Below are 15,016 nucleotides of genomic sequence, written 5' to 3' on the forward strand. Positions count from 1 at the left end.
AACCAATAGATTATGCGAAGCAACACTCACGACAAAGTCGAGAATACGGCCCCAGCCGTGGTGAACTTCGCATAATCTTTTGCTTTACATAAGACGATTTCTTTACCACGCCCATCAGCATGCAAGCCACCTGGGCGCTATTCGAAATCCTAGAAGGACGCGATGGCAAAGCCCCCACTGTCATCGCTTCCCAGCTCGAACCTGAAGACTGGTACCGAGCCATCGACGACAGCATCACCGCCGACTCGTTATTGAATAGACTGATCCGACCAGCCCTATTCATCCGACCCGACGGGCCCAACATGCGACCCCAACACCACGAACCCGACGACGACTGACCAAACACAATGTCTGAGCAACCAGTTCCCACTTCCCAGAAACACGGTACTGGTTGCCCAGACACCTGGTTCTAGAAGGCCGTACTATTCAAAGAGCCAGGGCAGAACCGTGGAAGCGTTGACCACCTGGTCTCCCGAGGACTGCAAAGAATTCGCCAACACGAGGCGAAGCCCATTGGGGGCTATGGCGCCGCGGCTTTCGGCGGGTAGTTGCTGTTCTGCTTCGGGGTCGCGATGGACAAGGGCGGAATACAAGCGTTCAGTCGTAGTCACGATCGGAGACGGTGTGACCTAGTGGTCCTGGTCTGCTTGTGTTTCGTGGATGGTGCCGTGCGCGTGATGCGGCGGGGCGTAGAGGCTATAGATCTTCATGGGCTCATCACCGATGTTGGTGACGTTGTGCCACATACCTTTGGGTACCAGGATGATCCAGTCATCGGACACTTCTTCGTCGAAAGTGAACTCATCTTTCGAGGGCCCCATCTGAACGCGGCCGCGTCCCTGCTCCAGGCGTAGGAACTGATCGGTATCGTTGTGTACTTCCAGCCCTACATCTCCGCCGACTGGGATCGACATCAACGTTAGCTGAATTTTCTCGCCGGTCCACGACGCGGTGCGAAAGTTCTCATTCGCTAACGTTGCGTCCTCGATGTTGACGACATAGGGGTTTGGGCCATGATCAATATATTTAGTCATATTTGGATCCTATCGACCATCCAATAGTCAAACCAGGATGGGTAGGCTAGCCTTACAGCCAGTCCCAGACCAGCTACTCCCAAGTCTCACAGCGGGTATACCGGACGTACTGAAGCCTTCGCAGGCTTGAGCTCGAGGTCGTTCTATATTTCGCTCATGAGCGCCATTCTTTGCAACGCGCTACGAACTATCTCAGCGAATTCTGTGCAGTCTGCACGGCGCAGTGCTTCATCGAGTTGCTGGTGCTTCGGGTTCTTCGACCAGTACGCTATCTGTTCTTTGATGATCGGATAAAGCATCTTCGGTGGCGCTGATTTTGTCACCAGCACGAAAAAATCGTCCGGACAGATAATGTCGTAGTGCACGTTTTCGGTAGTAGTGATGTCTCGTGGATCATCATCGGTTAGGAGCAGATCCGCCTGACAATGCGTCGCAGCAGCATGAATGTGATAATCACCCTCGTCGGTGCCGGTAAACGTCAGGTCATGTGGAAAAGTGTCCAGCACTTCATCAACGAACATTCGCATTAGTTCCACTCGACGGCGGACGATATGTCCTGGCAGGCGCGGGTGCTTTTTTGCATATTTAATGCCACTTCAGCAAAGACGTCTTCGGTGGCGTGCAGTTGGAACATAGTGTTGTTTTCCTGCTTTAAAAGGAAAAGCCAATCCATGAGTGTTTTGCTGTAGAAGACATTGGTATCAACAAAAAAGCGTTGGGGCATCCTGTAAGCTCAGGTGACCCAACGCGCTAAATAGCTAATACGGCTTGCACTGTGATCATGGGTTAGTCCTCAAACATTTCGTCAAGCTCAGCATCCAGGGTACGCAATTCAGTGAAGGCATCCCGCTGAGCTTGTACTCGCTGTTTCTTCAGGGCAAGAACATCATCATGTCTGAAGCGTGAGTGCGACCCAACTTTGTACGAGTCGATTTTTCCTTCTTGCGCCCACTTCATGAGCGTTGGCCGAGATACACCTATGGCGTCCGCAGCAACAGTGGTAGTCAGCTCATCAGGCATCTTTCCAATGGATACCTCGCCGCTACCAGCAAGGGCCTTCAATGTATTGATCAAAACTTCCTGTAAATGGGCAGGAAAAACTTGCTCACTACCATCAGCATGGCGAAGGACCAAAGAAGAATTCTGAAGATCTTCTTTACCGGCTTCGCGCGCCTCTTTAAGAGTTTCATTCCCGACGGTGATTCGTTCTGGTGTGGCGGTTGCCATCATCCCTCCTTGAATCCTGGGTACCGCGATCCGCGCGGTACAACTCATCTCAGAATATCTCTCTTGCACTTATAAGTGCAATCTCTGAATTTCGTGCCCTACTTATCTGAGCCGCCCAAGCTAGCAAAGTGTCCAAGTGGGTATACCCTTTTACACGCCGACTGTGAGTCGCAACTTCGTTTGGCGGTTTTTCGCATCTTCATTTGGCGGTCGTGTTCGTCGGCGCACCTGGTCAGAAGACATCTAGCTCTACGCGTGGCGTTTGGTAAGGTCTTCAGCAAGTTCGCGAATGCGTTGTCTCGCAGCCGTAGGCGCAAGCACTTCAATGTGGTCACCAACCTGCAGGAGCTGGCGAACGGCTTCGATCTCCTTGTAGTGGATGGCCACCTGGCTCCATTCTTGGTTGACCGGTATTGGCTGTTGTAGCCGGGTGCCAAGAATTCGATGAGCCCGATCGAGTCGGCTGGTCCGTAGGTTCGCAGTGAATGTAATGTCGCCAGGAGTTTCAACCGACGCTTTTAGCGATGACCACACCGTATGCAGAGTATCCCCTGGACGCGTTACCGCAGGATCTGTCGTCACTTCATAATTCCAAAGCCTGCTCAGCGCATACATCCTCGGCTGTCCACGGTGGTCAGCGACTACATACCATCGGGTCGATTTCGCAACGACCCCGTATGGATCGACAACGTACTGGACCGGGTCATCAGCATTGCTATGCCGATAGGTGATCGGCAGCCTCTTTCCTTGTTGCAAATCCACCACCAGCTCAGCGATATCTACCGTATGGTCTGGGCGGGTCATCCATGACGTATTTTCTATCAGGATGAGGTCACGGAGGGGTACCGAGTTGGCGTGCACGGTTAACCGTTGCTGGTAAGCGGCGATTTTTCGGAAAGCCTGGTGGGCAATACCAGACAGATTCAACTGTTCAAGCTGGGTAGCATCTAACCCTCCGAGGGTGAGTGTTTCTACCTCACCGGGATCAAGGTGGGAAACGTTTAGCCGTGCACCCGTGAGAAGGACGATGCCTCCATTGCGGCCCCGTTCCGCATTAACCGGGACTCCAGCCGCAGACAGAGCCTCGACATCCCGAAGGACCGTTCGACGCGAGACTTCCAGGCACTCAGCAAGATCGCGGGTGCTCATCTTGGGGCGCGCTTGCAAGAGCAGCAATATCGACAGGAGCCTGGCTGACTTCATGTCATAAGTGTCGCATAAAAGATGACAGGTTCTGTCGTCTATTCCTGGTTTAGTCGATCGTGGCCCTCAATTCCGGCCACGACCTCTATAAATAAGGAGCCATCATGACCGCACCGAATCTATTTTTGATCTACGTTCAAGATGCACAAGCTGTTACAGCTTTCTACAGCGATCTATTCGACCTCCAGCCAATTTTTACCAGTCCACGCTATGTCGCATTCGAGGTTGCTCCGGATGTGCTGTTTGCCTTGTGGACTGGTCGCAATGAACATGCCGTCCCAACCACCCCGCGGATGAGTGAAGTTGGCTTAATGATACCGGGGACGCCCGCTGTTATAGACGAGGTTTATGAACGCTGGGTCAAGAAGAATGTCACAGTGATCGAAGAGCCCTATATGATGTCTTCGGTCGTACATTCGAAGTCGCTGACCCTGACTGCAACCTGATTCGGGTCGCTCCTGTAGATTGAGCTTAGTGTTGCATAATCTGTCGTTTCTGCTCCACCGTTTCCCGCCATCCTCATGCTCTGCTCGTCCTCAATGGACGTCCAGGTCCCAGCTCAACGATTGTGTTGCAGAATTCAGTACCACTTTCTATGTTGCAACTCCTCCATGTTTTCACGGGTACTGCTACATTAGGGCTATGACACACGCTTTGGGGTATGTCATGTGACCTGTGTCAGTTGGGGCCCCAACTGACTTTCACCGCGAGTTGGCCGTTCGCGACACGTGCGGGGAGGATAATCGAACGGCCGTGTAAAACGTGGTCCCCACAAGCTGCGAATCACTATTGCTGAGCCAATCTTGAACATAAAATACCCACCACACGCCGCCGAGGCCGGTTGCTCAGAATCGCGCATGAGAGCTACACCAGACACGCTCGATCATACGATGAGGCATTGTAAGCTCGAACGTGACTATGTAAGCTCGATCGTGACTATAGAAGGGTAGTGGTGATGAGTCCTCCCTATAGCGTCGATGTCCTTTCTGACCCCGGCCTGCCCTCCCGAATGCTGTCGAAAGTTCTTATTGAAACCGACTCCGGAGGGGCTGAGGGAAAGTACCGGCTGATCCACAACAAGCGCCAGATTCCTTTACGAACCGACGGCACGCTTGATCTGGATACAGTGCGAGGGTGGACGCATAAAGATGAAGCAGATTTGCTGGTTATTATCACCGAGATCCCTCGCCGAGCTGGACGACGGCCCAAACTCGTCGGCCTGCATTTCACCGAGCGGTTGGCCATCATCTCACTGCCAGCATTGGGATGGTTGGGCCTCCACGACAAACTTCGGCGCGTGATCTTCGATTCCTTGGATGCCCTCGTAGAACAACGATCACCAGAGATCGGTAAGGCGCGAATGCGGTTTGGCACTGTTCACGAACAGCATTCCGAAACCGGCCGATCCGCCTATATCGCTTCGCCATGGTGGCGACCGGGCAGAATCAGCATGGTCCTCGGTATGGTCCGGACGAATGAACCACTGGCAGCGGTTCCGAAACTGTCCAGTGTCCTGGCTGCCGCTACCGGGACAGCCGCGTTCGGTATCTTTTACTCTTCTATCTGGGAGATGGCGGACAGCTCCCCTCCCTGGCGTTTATGGCTGATCACCGGATGTGCACTTGTGCTGATAGTCTTGTGGTTGCTGTTCGCCAATCGCTTGTGGGAAAGGGCTCACCAGTGGGGCAGCCTCGAAGAGTCCGCGATGTACAATGTGGCTACCGTGGCCACTTTGGGATTAGCAGTCGCGGTCCTGTACCTCGGCCTTTTTCTCAGCATCTTCCTCACAGGGTTAATAGTGATCGATCCGGGTTTCATGGCCCAAACAATGGGCGCGGAGGCGTCCTTGCAGAACTATGTCGACATCGCCTGGCTTGCAGCCTCGCTGGGCACTGTCGCTGGTGCTGTCGGCTCTAACTTCGATAGTGAGCGCGCTGTCAGAGACCTCACCAACGGTCGGCGACAGGCGCAACGATACTGGCAGCGGGAGAAGGAACGCGACGAACGGAGCTGAACCGTCCTCATGACTACCGTCCGTTCGGGTCACCGACTGCACGGCCACCTGTACAGCTGCCGACGCAGGCTCAATCCATGTCCGAGGCCACGTAGGTGACGGCGTCTTCAAATCACGTGTCGTCGTCCTACAAGGTATTCGTGTTCGTCGTCGGCGGCAACCGCTATTTACTATCGAGGTCACAACCGACGCTGCTTGGGTAGGCCAATGATACGCGGTCGGATCATCTGAACGATGCTGTCATTTTCAGAAGCTGACTGCAAGGATTTCAGAAGCCGGTTTCACAGGCCGATGCCGAGGACCTTTTTCCCGTCAGGACGAAGCTGGCAGCATCACCTGCGAAATCTAAGATAGATCAGTTGCCAACTGCTGGATTTCACACTCTCTGATAGGACACTTCATTGAGCAATCGGTGGCGAGCCGAAAGAAGTCCGTAAAAGAAGAATCCTCTTATGGATTGATGGCCGCTGTAAGTTCCATGGCCACCGGTACACCTTCATCGCTGAGTATCGCGGCTTGTCGCAATTGACGAAGTTGGTGGCCATTCTTATCCAGGTATTCGACGAAGTCGAGATACTTCGGAATGCAGCAAACGACCGCCTGCAGTATCGTCAAGCAAGTCGTCTTCAACATCGTCGATCTCGGTGCGCACGAACGCTTCGGTGCAATCTGGCAGGGTCCCACTGCGTAGCTCTGCGCCGTCGAGGGAGAAGTCCTGCGGTCCTGGTTCACGCACGGGCCAACTCAACAATCATTCCACCTCATCAGTGGCATCAGCTGGATCTACAACAATCCACCAGCCGCCGATGGGCGGATTACCAGCCTGAGACAGTGCGGTGTGGAGCCTCTGAAAGTAGCTGTTTGCCCACGCGGGATCGTCAGTGTCATCATCGGCGACCCTCACCGTGGTTGAGACCGATACCCAATGGGTAGGACCGACGTGCCGGGTTTTGACGTCTGGCTTCTGGACTGCTTCGGTCAGCATGCCTTGGCCGATACGAATCGCCCGGTCTTGAACTTCCCGCTGAGCTTGGAGCTGATGCTGATGGGAGGCCAAAAGGTCCACTGCACGGTCTGGCTCTTGAAGCACCTGCTCGACAGCTTCCAGTGACATCCCCGCTGTCCGCAAAACTCGAATAGTGGTAGCGGCCCGTAACTGCCCGGCGGCATAGAACCGGTACCCGGTGGCCGGGTCGACCTCGGCCGCTGGCAGGATCCCGCGCTCATCATAAAATCGCAGCGCTTTCACGCTGAGACCGGTGTGCAGGGCAAATTCTCCAATAGTCGTCATGACTGCAATCTCCTTCCGTAGTGGCCTAACACTTTTCAGTATCAGGCCTCCTGTCAGAGGAGAGTCAAACGCTCCCTACCTTGCAGCGATATATCTCTGTTGAGGATCGGCCACAGCACAATGAAAACGCCTGTCCGATGGTTCGTGCAGGCGACTAATGAACTTAATGGCAGGTTGTGCAGACGACTCCTGACAATTACATTTCAGAAGCTGGCCGGCTTTGGTGCGCTCAGAGATGCGTTCGCGTTCGAACTCCGCAAGGGCGGCAAAGATGCCGAGTCGACCTGTCACATCACCCGTGGCGAGGTGCTCGAGACCCTCGCCGATCTTGCTGAATGCGATCGTGCTGATGACTGGCTTCACGTTCTGGCAACGATGAGCTCAATTGAACGCGACCAGATCTACAGCATCCGTGGCCACTTCGATGACACCCAGTTCTTTGGCAGTTTGTTCGATCGGCGATTTGGCTGGCTACGTTAATTAGACGTCGGCCTCTTGGGTCACGTCTTCTTCATCTTCTTCTGGAACGTAGTCCACACCGGTTTCGGCGCGTTGCTCAACGGTGATGGGCGCCGGCGCATCAGTGAGTGGGTCATGTCCGTTACCGGTCTTCGGGAAGGCAATGACTTCGCGAATTGAGTCGGTCCCAGCCACCAGCGACAGGATCCGGTCCCAACCGAAGGCAATGCCACCGTGTGGTGGTGCACCGTATTTAAAGGCTTCCAACAGGAAACCAAATTTCTCTTGAGCCTCTTCGTCGGAGATACCCATAACGTTGAAGACACGCTTCTGGACTTCTTGGTTGTGGATACGGATCGAGCCACCGCCGATCTCATTGCCATTGACCACGATGTCATACGCGTAGGCCAGCGCCTCACCCGGGTTGGTGTCGAAGGTGTCCATGAATTCCGGCTTCGGTGATGTAAAGGCGTGGTGGACTGCGGTCCATGCGCCGTCACCAACGGCGACGTCGCCTTCGGCTTCCGCCAAGGACGCGGGTTCAAACATTGGGGCATCGACTACCCAGACAAAGGCCCAGTCTTGTTCTTCTGCTGGTACTTCTGAGTTGGTCTTGATGAGACCTGTGCGGTAACCGATTTCTACTCGGGCTGCTCCTAGCAGTGCTCGTGATGCGGCAGGGTCACCAGCTGCGAAGAAGATGGCGTCACCTGGATCGGCATCGACTTTTTCGGCCAGGCCAGCCAGTTCTGTTTCAGAAATGTTTTTGGAGACCGGCCCGGTCAGTTCGCCATCTTCCTTGTACAGCACGTAGGCCAGCCCATGTGCCCCGCGTTGCTTGGCCCATTCCTGCCAGGCGTCGAGCTGACGGCGTGGCTGGGAGCCCCCACCGGGCATCACCACGGCACCGACGTAGTCGTTTTGAAATACCCGGAATGGAGTGTCCTTGAAGTATTCCGTCATATCGGTCAGGGGCAGGCCAAAACGCAGGTCTGGTTTGTCCGTGCCGTATTTTTCCATCGCTTCGCGGTAGGTCATCCGTGGGATCGGTGTCGTGATCTCGACACCAATGAGCTTCCAGATGGCAGCAAGAAGTTCTTCGGCCAGCGCGATGATGTCATCTTCTTCGACGAAGGAGGCTTCGATATCCAACTGCGTGAATTCCGGCTGACGGTCGGCACGGAAGTCCTCGTCACGGTAGCACCGTGCGATCTGATAGTAGCGTTCAATACCGCCCACCTGCAGCAGTTGTTTAAACAGCTGTGGGGACTGTGGCAACGCGTACCAGGAACCCGGATCCAGCCGTGCGGGGACCACAAAGTCGCGAGCACCTTCCGGAGTGGAACGTGTCAACGTTGGGGTCTCAACCTCAACATATTCTTGTTCAGCCAGGAGGTTTCGAGCCACTCGATTGACCTCGGACCGCAAGCGCATGATACGGGCTGGTTCCGGGCGGCGCAGGTCCAAGTACCGGTGGGCCAGACGAATTTCTTCCCCCACCTCAACGTGCTCATCGATCTGAAACGGGAGGGGTGCTGCAGTATTCAACACGGTGACGTCCGAGGCATACAGTTCCACCGCGCCAGAAGCGATATTGGTGTTCTCGCTGCCCTCTGGACGGGCTTTCACTTCAGCGCTGACTTGCAAAACATATTCATTACGCAAGTGATCGAACTGGGATTCATCGTGGACCACGATTTGTGCGACGCCGGAGGCATCACGCAGGTCGATGAAGGCTACCCCACCGTGGTCGCGGCGGCGAGCAACCCAGCCTGCGACGGTCACGGTTTGGCCGATGTGTTCGGCGTTGAGAGTGCCGAGTTGATGGGTGCGAAGCACGTTGTCTTTCCCCTTTTGAATTCTACGTGTGTGTTAAAAACTTGTGGTGTTCGTGGTTAGTCTACCGCCGCCGGTTCTAGTTGGCGGTGTCTTCAACCTTGGTGATGACGGGGCGCAGATCGTCCGTCGGTGGCATCCACGTGTCCAGGTCTACAGAGACCTGCTCGCCGGAACGAATGTCTTTAATTTCGTGGCTCGCGTCGCCTGCCTCGTCATAGTTGGTAAACCACACATACGGAATACCACGACGATCCGCGTGACGGATTTGTTTACCAAACTTCTCGGCCTTGGTTGCGACCTCAGTACTGATACCACGTGCCCTCAGCGACTGCGCGATGTCTTGCGCCGATGACCAATCGTCATCGTCGGTCAGCGCAACGTAGACGGTGGTGGGGACATTTCGGCTGGCCTGGACCATGTCTTGCGAAAACATTCTCGAGATCAGACGCGTCACACCGATCGACAGTCCAACCCCTGGAAATGTTCGTTTGCCTTTGGTTGCTAATGCATCATAGCGCCCGCCAGAACAGATTGAACCGAGTTGCTCGTGGCCAACCAGGTTCGTTTCGTAGACGGTGCCCGTGTAGTAATCCAGTCCGCGCGCGATCGATAGATCAGCCACAGCGGTGCCTGGGGCGCGCTTATACAACTGATCGATGACTTCAGCGAGTTCGGTCAGGCCCTCTTCCAAGAGTTCGTTCTCGACACCGAGGGCACGAACGTCATCAACAAACGACGAGTCTTCAGCACGGATCTGAGCCAGAGCCAAGGCGAGTTTCGCCTGCTCGGGACTCGCGCCCAGTTCTTCTTGCAAGGCTTCGGAAACCTTCTCGACCCCGATTTTCTCGAGCTTATCAATGTTCCGCAGTACGCCAGCAGTGTCTGTCAGACCAATCCCCTGGTAAAAGCCCTCGGCTAGTTTCCGGTTATTGATCCGAATGATGAATTGCCCGATCGGCAGTGTGGACAGCGCCTCGGCCATTACCAGTGCCACGTCGATGTCATGGCGGAAGTCCAACGCCCCGTCACCAACAACGTCGATATCAGCCTGGGTAAACTCGCGGGCACGACCTTCTTGCGGGCGTTCTCCTCGCCAGACTTTTTGGATCTGATAGCGACGAAAAGGAAAGGTCAGGTGTCCCGCATTTTCGATCACATAGCGGGCAAAGGGCACCGTCAAGTCAAAGTGCAGCGCTAGACGCGAGGTGTCTTCAGGGTCTGGCGCATTGGTCTCGTGAATGCGTGAGACAGTATAAACCTCTTTATCGATTTCACCCTTGCGCAAGAGCGTGCCCAGCGGTTCCACTGCGCGGGTCTCGATGCTGGAAAAGCCATGGAGCTCGAAGACTTCTGCCAGTGTGTTGAGCACATGGAGTTCCACGAGACGCTCTTGCGGCAACCATTCGTGAAATCCAGATAGTGAAGTCTTACGGGACATATGGGCGTATTCTCCAGAAAGTAAAATTGTCGGTAGTGCAATGAGCACATTCGTGCGTGCTTTTTAAAGTACTCTGCCATTGTATGCGTATCGCGTAGGCTATCAATGACTATCTCATAACAGTCATCCGATGGCTGACGGGATCTCCACCTAGCAAGAAAGTTTTCGCGGTGACAACCAGTCAACAACCCGACGCCCCAAAACCTGCGGCTCCTAAACCAGGCTCAGTCACGCCTGCCCAAGTAACTCCTGTTGCTCCGGTGGCACCGGCTCCTGCCTATACATCTGATCTTGAGGAAGCCAAGCAGTTTGCTGAGGTTTCCGATGACGGTGTCGTAACCCTACTTGATGGCGGTGAACCCATCGAGGTCGGTCAACTCCCAGAGGCGTCGAAAGACGAAGCTTTGGCGTACTACGTACGTAAATATGATGACGTCATGACGCAGCTGCAACTGCTCAAACAACGTCTTGAAACCGACGTGGCGAATCAGGAGCTAGAAAAGACTCTTGCTCAGATCGACGAGACGATTGCACAGCGCCAGATGGTTGGCGACATGACAAAACTTCGTGATCAGGCCAAGACCCTGCGTAATACTCTCGTGGAGCGGCAAGCACGCCAACAGGCTGATCGTGAAAAGGCTGTTGCTGAGCACCAGGCCGCACGGGAGAAGATTGTCGAGCAGGCCGAAGAAGTCTCAGCACAAGATCCGGCGAAAACGCAGTGGAAACACTCCACTCAGAAGATGCGTGAGCTCTTCGACGAATGGCAGACCGCGCAGAAATCTGGCCCCCGTCTACCACGTGCGACAGAAGACGCTTTATGGAAGCGCTTTCGTACTGCACGCAACACGTTTGAGAAGAATCGTCGTGCGTTCTTTTCAGAGTTGGACGCGAGGAATGCAGAGGCGAAGAAAGCAAAGGAAGCTCTCATTAGCCGAGCCGAAGCGCTCCAGCACTCCACCGAGTGGGGTCCCACAACGCTCAAATACCGTGATTTGATGGACGAATGGAAAAAATCTCCTCGCGCATCTCGGAAGGACGATGATGCACTGTGGGCGCGTTTCCGTGGCGCGCAAGATGTGTTCTTTAAAGCACGTGATGCCGCGAACGCCGAAGTCGATCGCGAATATGAGGCTAACCTTGCCGTCAAAGAGCAAATTCTCAAAGACGCCGAGCAGCAGCTTCCATTTAAGAATGTAGACACCGCTCGTTCGGTGATGAAAGACATTCGTGCACGGTGGGATGAGGCTGGTCGTGTGCCGCGCAAGGACATGAGCCGGATGGAAGATGGCATCGGCAAATTGGAGAAAGCTCTGACTGATCTGGAAGACGAGCACTGGAGCCGTACAAACCCGGAAACCAAGGCGCGTACCGATTCTGCTCTGAGCCAGCTCGAAGATGCGATTCAACAGCTCGAAGCTGATCTTGCGGCGGCAGAACAACAGGGCAATGAGCAAAAGATTGCTGCCGCAAAAGAAGCCCTCGATGCTCGTCGTCAGTGGCTGCAGGTCATCCAGGCAGCCGGTGAGTAAACGAGACTGACGCAGCTGTCCTATAGTTATCCACAGCCCCGGCCGACACACCGTCGGCCGGGGCTGATTTTTGCCATCATAGATTCATGCCTACTCTGTTAGAACCTACGCAAAGCGATCACGTCCAGCCACACAATGTGTATCTACCACATAGGCCATATTCGCCCAGTGAGCTCTCCGCCATGGCCTACCACGGCATGCTGAGACCACAGTTCGGTCCATATTATGTTGACGCTGACGTCTCAGATACCGCGTCGCAACGCGCCAAGAGCGTCCGGTTGGCGGGCGACAGGCTCGTGCGCGGTGAGTGGACCGCCACCTTGTTGACGGCCGCGTGGATCCATATAGGTGGACAGGCACCGGAAATGTTTGAAGCAGCAACGGTCTGGTATCAGAAGTCTCCCCTACGCTCCCGTGTTATACCCTCAGCATTTCGGCATATTGATTATTTGCGACGTGAGGAAGTATCAGATGAAGATCTGCTGGTGATTGGCGGCGTGGTTGTCACCGCGCCCGAGCTCACCATCGAAGATTTATTACGCGTCGGCGGTACCGCAAGGCACCAACAATGTGCGTTGGAGTTAGCATGCGGTGTCGACCTAGACCAGTTGCAGCAACGATTTCAGGAACATAACCACCTGGTGGGCATGGACCAAGCCTGCCATCTTTTAGATCAGTTGATTCCCGTCGTCGAAGCCTATTGGGAAGCGACCGCTGTCTAGTTTGAGGCTGTATTCTTTTTACGGTCCGACCTCCGGTACACGTCGTATACGCCGTCCACACGGCGCACAGCATTCATGAGGTGCTGCAAATGGCCGGTGTCACCCATCTCGAACACGAAACTGGTTTCGGCAACCCGGTCTCGGCGAGTTTTGACATTGGCCGACAGAATGTTCACATGATGATCAGACAGCACCGCTGTAAGGTCTGACAACAACTGCTTGCGATCGAGTGACAATACCAGCATATCGACGTTAAAGGTTGCTTCTGAGCTGGGCGCCCACGCGACCTCTAAGAGACGATCTTCTTCGGTGGTGTTGACGATATTCAGACAGTCTTTTCGGTGCACCGAGATTCCCGATCCACGCGTCACGAACCCGACGATGCTATCTGGTGGTACTGGCGCACAACAACGAGCCAGCTTCGCCATCACATCGCCGGCACCGGGAACGACAATCCCCGACTCGGTATGCCGAGAAGGGTGCGGAATCGTGGGAATAGAGACAGTATCTGGTTCTGGTTCATCCTTGTGTTTTCCAGGCGCAAGAATACCTTCGATCCGTTGCAAGACGTTTTGCAACGAGACCGAGCCCTCTCCGAGACCTGCATAAACGCCTTGGACGTCGTCATAGTTGAGGCCTTCAGCCACCTTGCTGAGCGTATCTGTGCTCAACATTTTTTGCAGTGGCAAAGTGTGCTTCCGAGCTTCCTTTGTCAGAAGTTCTTTGCCTCGCTCAATGACTTCGTCGCGGCGTTCTTTCGAGAACCAGTGGCGAATACGGTTCCGTGCACGACCCGAACGCACGAATCCTAACCAGTCTTGGGACGGTCCAGCGCTCTCATCCTTATCGGTAAATATCTCAACGGAATCACCGTGATTCAGAACGGTGTTTAGTGGCACGAGACGATCATTGACCCTCGCGCCAACCGTGCGATGCCCGACTTGAGTATGCACACTATATGCAAAGTCGACGGGGGTGGAGCCCGAGGGCAGCGCCTTGATCTCACCTTTGGGTGTGAATACATAGACTTCTGCTGAACCGATTTCAGTACGCAAGGAGTCCAGAAAATCGTTGGGATCTGATGCGTCTTCTTGCCAGTCCAGCACGTTCTTCAACCATGCGGGCGTTTCTGATTCTGCTGAGCCGCCACGTTTGTAGGCCCAGTGTGCCGCAATACCGTACTCCGCTCGGTGGTGCATTTCGTGGGTACGGATTTGGATCTCAATACGTTTGCCGCCCGGTCCGATCACGGTGGTATGCAGTGATTGGTACATATTGAATTTGGGCATCGCGATGTAATCTTTGAACCGTCCAGGGATCGGTGACCAACGTGAGTGTAAGGCGCCCAGGACGGCATAACAATCGCGCACGGAGTCTACCAGGACGCGAATGCCCAGCAGATCATAAATTTCGTTGAATTCTTTGTCCTGCTCCTGCATCTTTTGATAGATGGAGTAGTAGTGCTTTGATCGTCCGGTCACGGTCGCACGGATCTTGACCGACCGGAGCTCCTTATCGACCTGCTCGGTGAGATTCGTGACGATCTTTTGGCGCTGGGGCGTACGTTCGCCGACTAGTCGAACGATCTCTTTATAGACCTTCGGCCACAGTGCGGCAAACGAGAGGTCCTCGAGCTCCCATTTGATGGTGTTCAGCCCCAAACGGTGTGCCAAAGCCGCGTATATTTCGAGTGTCTCTTTGGCTTTGCGCGCTGACGACTCGGGGGCAACATAGCGCCACGTCCTGGCATTATGAAGTCGGTCAGCAAGTTTGATCATCAAAACCCGCACGTCTTTAGCCATCGCAATGATCATTTTGCGAACAGTCTCGGCTTCGGCGGCCGCGCCGAATTTGACACGGTCAAGCTTCGTCACGCCGTCAACGATCAACGTGACGTCCGGACCAAAGTCCTTCTCAACTTGCTCGAGCGTATAATCCGTGTCTTCAACAGTGTCATGGAGCAATGCGGCTACGAGGGTCTCCCCCGTCAGACCAAGTTCGGCCAAAATGGTCGCCACGGCCACCGGATGGGTGATGTATGGGTCTCCGGATTTGCGATACTGCTCGCGGTGATAATGGTTTGCTACGTTGAATGCCCGAATGACCGGACCAATATCATCTTTGGGGTGACGGACTTTCAAGGTGCGAATGAGAGGTTCCAGCAGTGGCGAATATCCACGCCCGGTAAGGCGGGCGAACCGGCCAAAACCGCGGGCCGGTACCAGGCCGTTGGGGCCTGTCTGCCCGTTGCGTGATG

The 15,016-nt window shown here is 54.6% G+C and carries 16 protein-coding genes and 1 pseudogene; 6 read left to right on the forward strand and 11 right to left on the reverse strand.

Features of this window, described 5'->3' with window-relative positions; translation table 11 throughout:
* Positions 1-107: 107 nt before the first annotated feature.
* Positions 108-338: pseudogene (locus tag ACYVJT_RS06380) on the forward strand (ATP-binding protein); the annotation flags it as partial.
* A gap of 84 nt (positions 339-422) precedes the next feature.
* Here the strand turns inward: ACYVJT_RS06380 and ACYVJT_RS06385 are convergent.
* From ACYVJT_RS06385 to ACYVJT_RS06410, 6 genes are all read right to left on the reverse strand, one after another.
* Positions 423-611, reverse strand: a complete 189-nt coding sequence (locus tag ACYVJT_RS06385; RefSeq protein WP_343957106.1) for a hypothetical protein — start codon at positions 609-611, stop codon at positions 423-425.
* Positions 612-629: 18 nt separating this feature from the next.
* The gene (locus ACYVJT_RS06390) at positions 630-1,034 is read right to left on the reverse strand and encodes a cupin domain-containing protein (RefSeq protein ID WP_301419471.1); all 405 of its coding nucleotides are present in this window, start codon (positions 1,032-1,034) and stop codon (positions 630-632) included.
* A gap of 143 nt (positions 1,035-1,177) precedes the next feature.
* On the reverse strand, positions 1,178-1,561 hold the full coding sequence (locus ACYVJT_RS06395; protein ID WP_301419470.1) for a hypothetical protein: 384 nt from the start codon (positions 1,559-1,561) through the stop codon (positions 1,178-1,180).
* Positions 1,561-1,758 (reverse strand): hypothetical protein, encoded by a 198-nt coding sequence (locus ACYVJT_RS06400; protein ID WP_343957111.1) that lies wholly within the window; start codon positions 1,756-1,758, stop codon positions 1,561-1,563. The genes ACYVJT_RS06395 and ACYVJT_RS06400 overlap by 1 nt, the downstream gene beginning before the upstream one ends.
* 62 nt (positions 1,759-1,820) lie before the next feature.
* A complete protein-coding gene (locus ACYVJT_RS06405) occupies positions 1,821-2,264 on the reverse strand; it encodes a helix-turn-helix domain-containing protein (protein ID WP_343957113.1) in 444 nt (147 codons plus the stop codon).
* A 246-nt stretch (positions 2,265-2,510) separates the two neighbouring features.
* On the reverse strand, positions 2,511-3,464 hold the full coding sequence (locus ACYVJT_RS06410; protein ID WP_343957115.1) for a helix-turn-helix transcriptional regulator: 954 nt from the start codon (positions 3,462-3,464) through the stop codon (positions 2,511-2,513).
* A gap of 104 nt (positions 3,465-3,568) precedes the next feature.
* Between ACYVJT_RS06410 and ACYVJT_RS06415 the strand changes: the two genes are divergently transcribed.
* Both ACYVJT_RS06415 and ACYVJT_RS06420 read left to right on the forward strand, forming a co-directional pair.
* Entirely contained in the window at positions 3,569-3,910 is a 342-nt protein-coding gene (locus ACYVJT_RS06415) for a VOC family protein (protein WP_343957117.1), read from the forward strand.
* A 509-nt stretch (positions 3,911-4,419) separates the two neighbouring features.
* A complete protein-coding gene (locus tag ACYVJT_RS06420; protein WP_343957119.1) occupies positions 4,420-5,478 on the forward strand; it encodes a hypothetical protein in 1,059 nt (352 codons plus the stop codon).
* 547 nt (positions 5,479-6,025) lie between these two features.
* On the opposite strand, the gene ACYVJT_RS06425 is transcribed toward ACYVJT_RS06420, so the two are convergent.
* Together ACYVJT_RS06425 and ACYVJT_RS06430 are read right to left on the reverse strand one after the other, a co-directional pair.
* The gene (locus ACYVJT_RS06425) at positions 6,026-6,214 is read right to left on the reverse strand and encodes a hypothetical protein (protein WP_343957121.1); all 189 of its coding nucleotides are present in this window, start codon (positions 6,212-6,214) and stop codon (positions 6,026-6,028) included.
* A gap of 15 nt (positions 6,215-6,229) precedes the next feature.
* Entirely contained in the window at positions 6,230-6,769 is a 540-nt protein-coding gene (locus ACYVJT_RS06430) for a MerR family transcriptional regulator (protein ID WP_343957123.1), read from the reverse strand.
* A gap of 120 nt (positions 6,770-6,889) precedes the next feature.
* Between ACYVJT_RS06430 and ACYVJT_RS06435 the strand changes: the two genes are divergently transcribed.
* Complete coding sequence (locus tag ACYVJT_RS06435; protein WP_343957125.1) at positions 6,890-7,249, forward strand: hypothetical protein; 360 nt, start codon at positions 6,890-6,892, stop codon at positions 7,247-7,249.
* On the opposite strand, the gene aspS is transcribed toward ACYVJT_RS06435, so the two are convergent.
* Together aspS and hisS are read right to left on the reverse strand one after the other, a co-directional pair.
* Complete coding sequence (gene aspS / locus ACYVJT_RS06440; protein ID WP_343957127.1) at positions 7,250-9,067, reverse strand: aspartate--tRNA ligase; 1,818 nt, start codon at positions 9,065-9,067, stop codon at positions 7,250-7,252.
* Positions 9,068-9,143: 76 nt separating this feature from the next.
* Entirely contained in the window at positions 9,144-10,505 is a 1,362-nt protein-coding gene (gene hisS, locus ACYVJT_RS06445) for a histidine--tRNA ligase (protein ID WP_343957129.1), read from the reverse strand.
* A 170-nt stretch (positions 10,506-10,675) separates the two neighbouring features.
* On the opposite strand from hisS, the gene ACYVJT_RS06450 reads away from it, so the two are divergent.
* The gene (locus ACYVJT_RS06450) at positions 10,676-12,037 is read left to right on the forward strand and encodes a DUF349 domain-containing protein (protein ID WP_343957131.1); all 1,362 of its coding nucleotides are present in this window, start codon (positions 10,676-10,678) and stop codon (positions 12,035-12,037) included.
* Between the two features lie 182 nt (positions 12,038-12,219).
* Positions 12,220-12,759 carry a hypothetical protein gene (locus tag ACYVJT_RS06455; protein WP_343957133.1) on the forward strand — a complete coding sequence of 180 codons (540 nt, stop codon included), beginning with the start codon at positions 12,220-12,222 and terminating at the stop codon, positions 12,757-12,759.
* Here ACYVJT_RS06455 and ACYVJT_RS06460 read toward each other — a convergent pair.
* Positions 12,756-14,984 carry a RelA/SpoT family protein gene (locus tag ACYVJT_RS06460; protein ID WP_343957272.1) on the reverse strand — a complete coding sequence of 743 codons (2,229 nt, stop codon included), beginning with the start codon at positions 14,982-14,984 and terminating at the stop codon, positions 12,756-12,758. The two genes, ACYVJT_RS06455 and ACYVJT_RS06460, sit on opposite strands and share 4 nt — an antisense overlap.
* Between the last annotated feature and the right edge of the window lie 32 nt (positions 14,985-15,016).

The organism is Yaniella soli, from assembly GCF_054782375.1.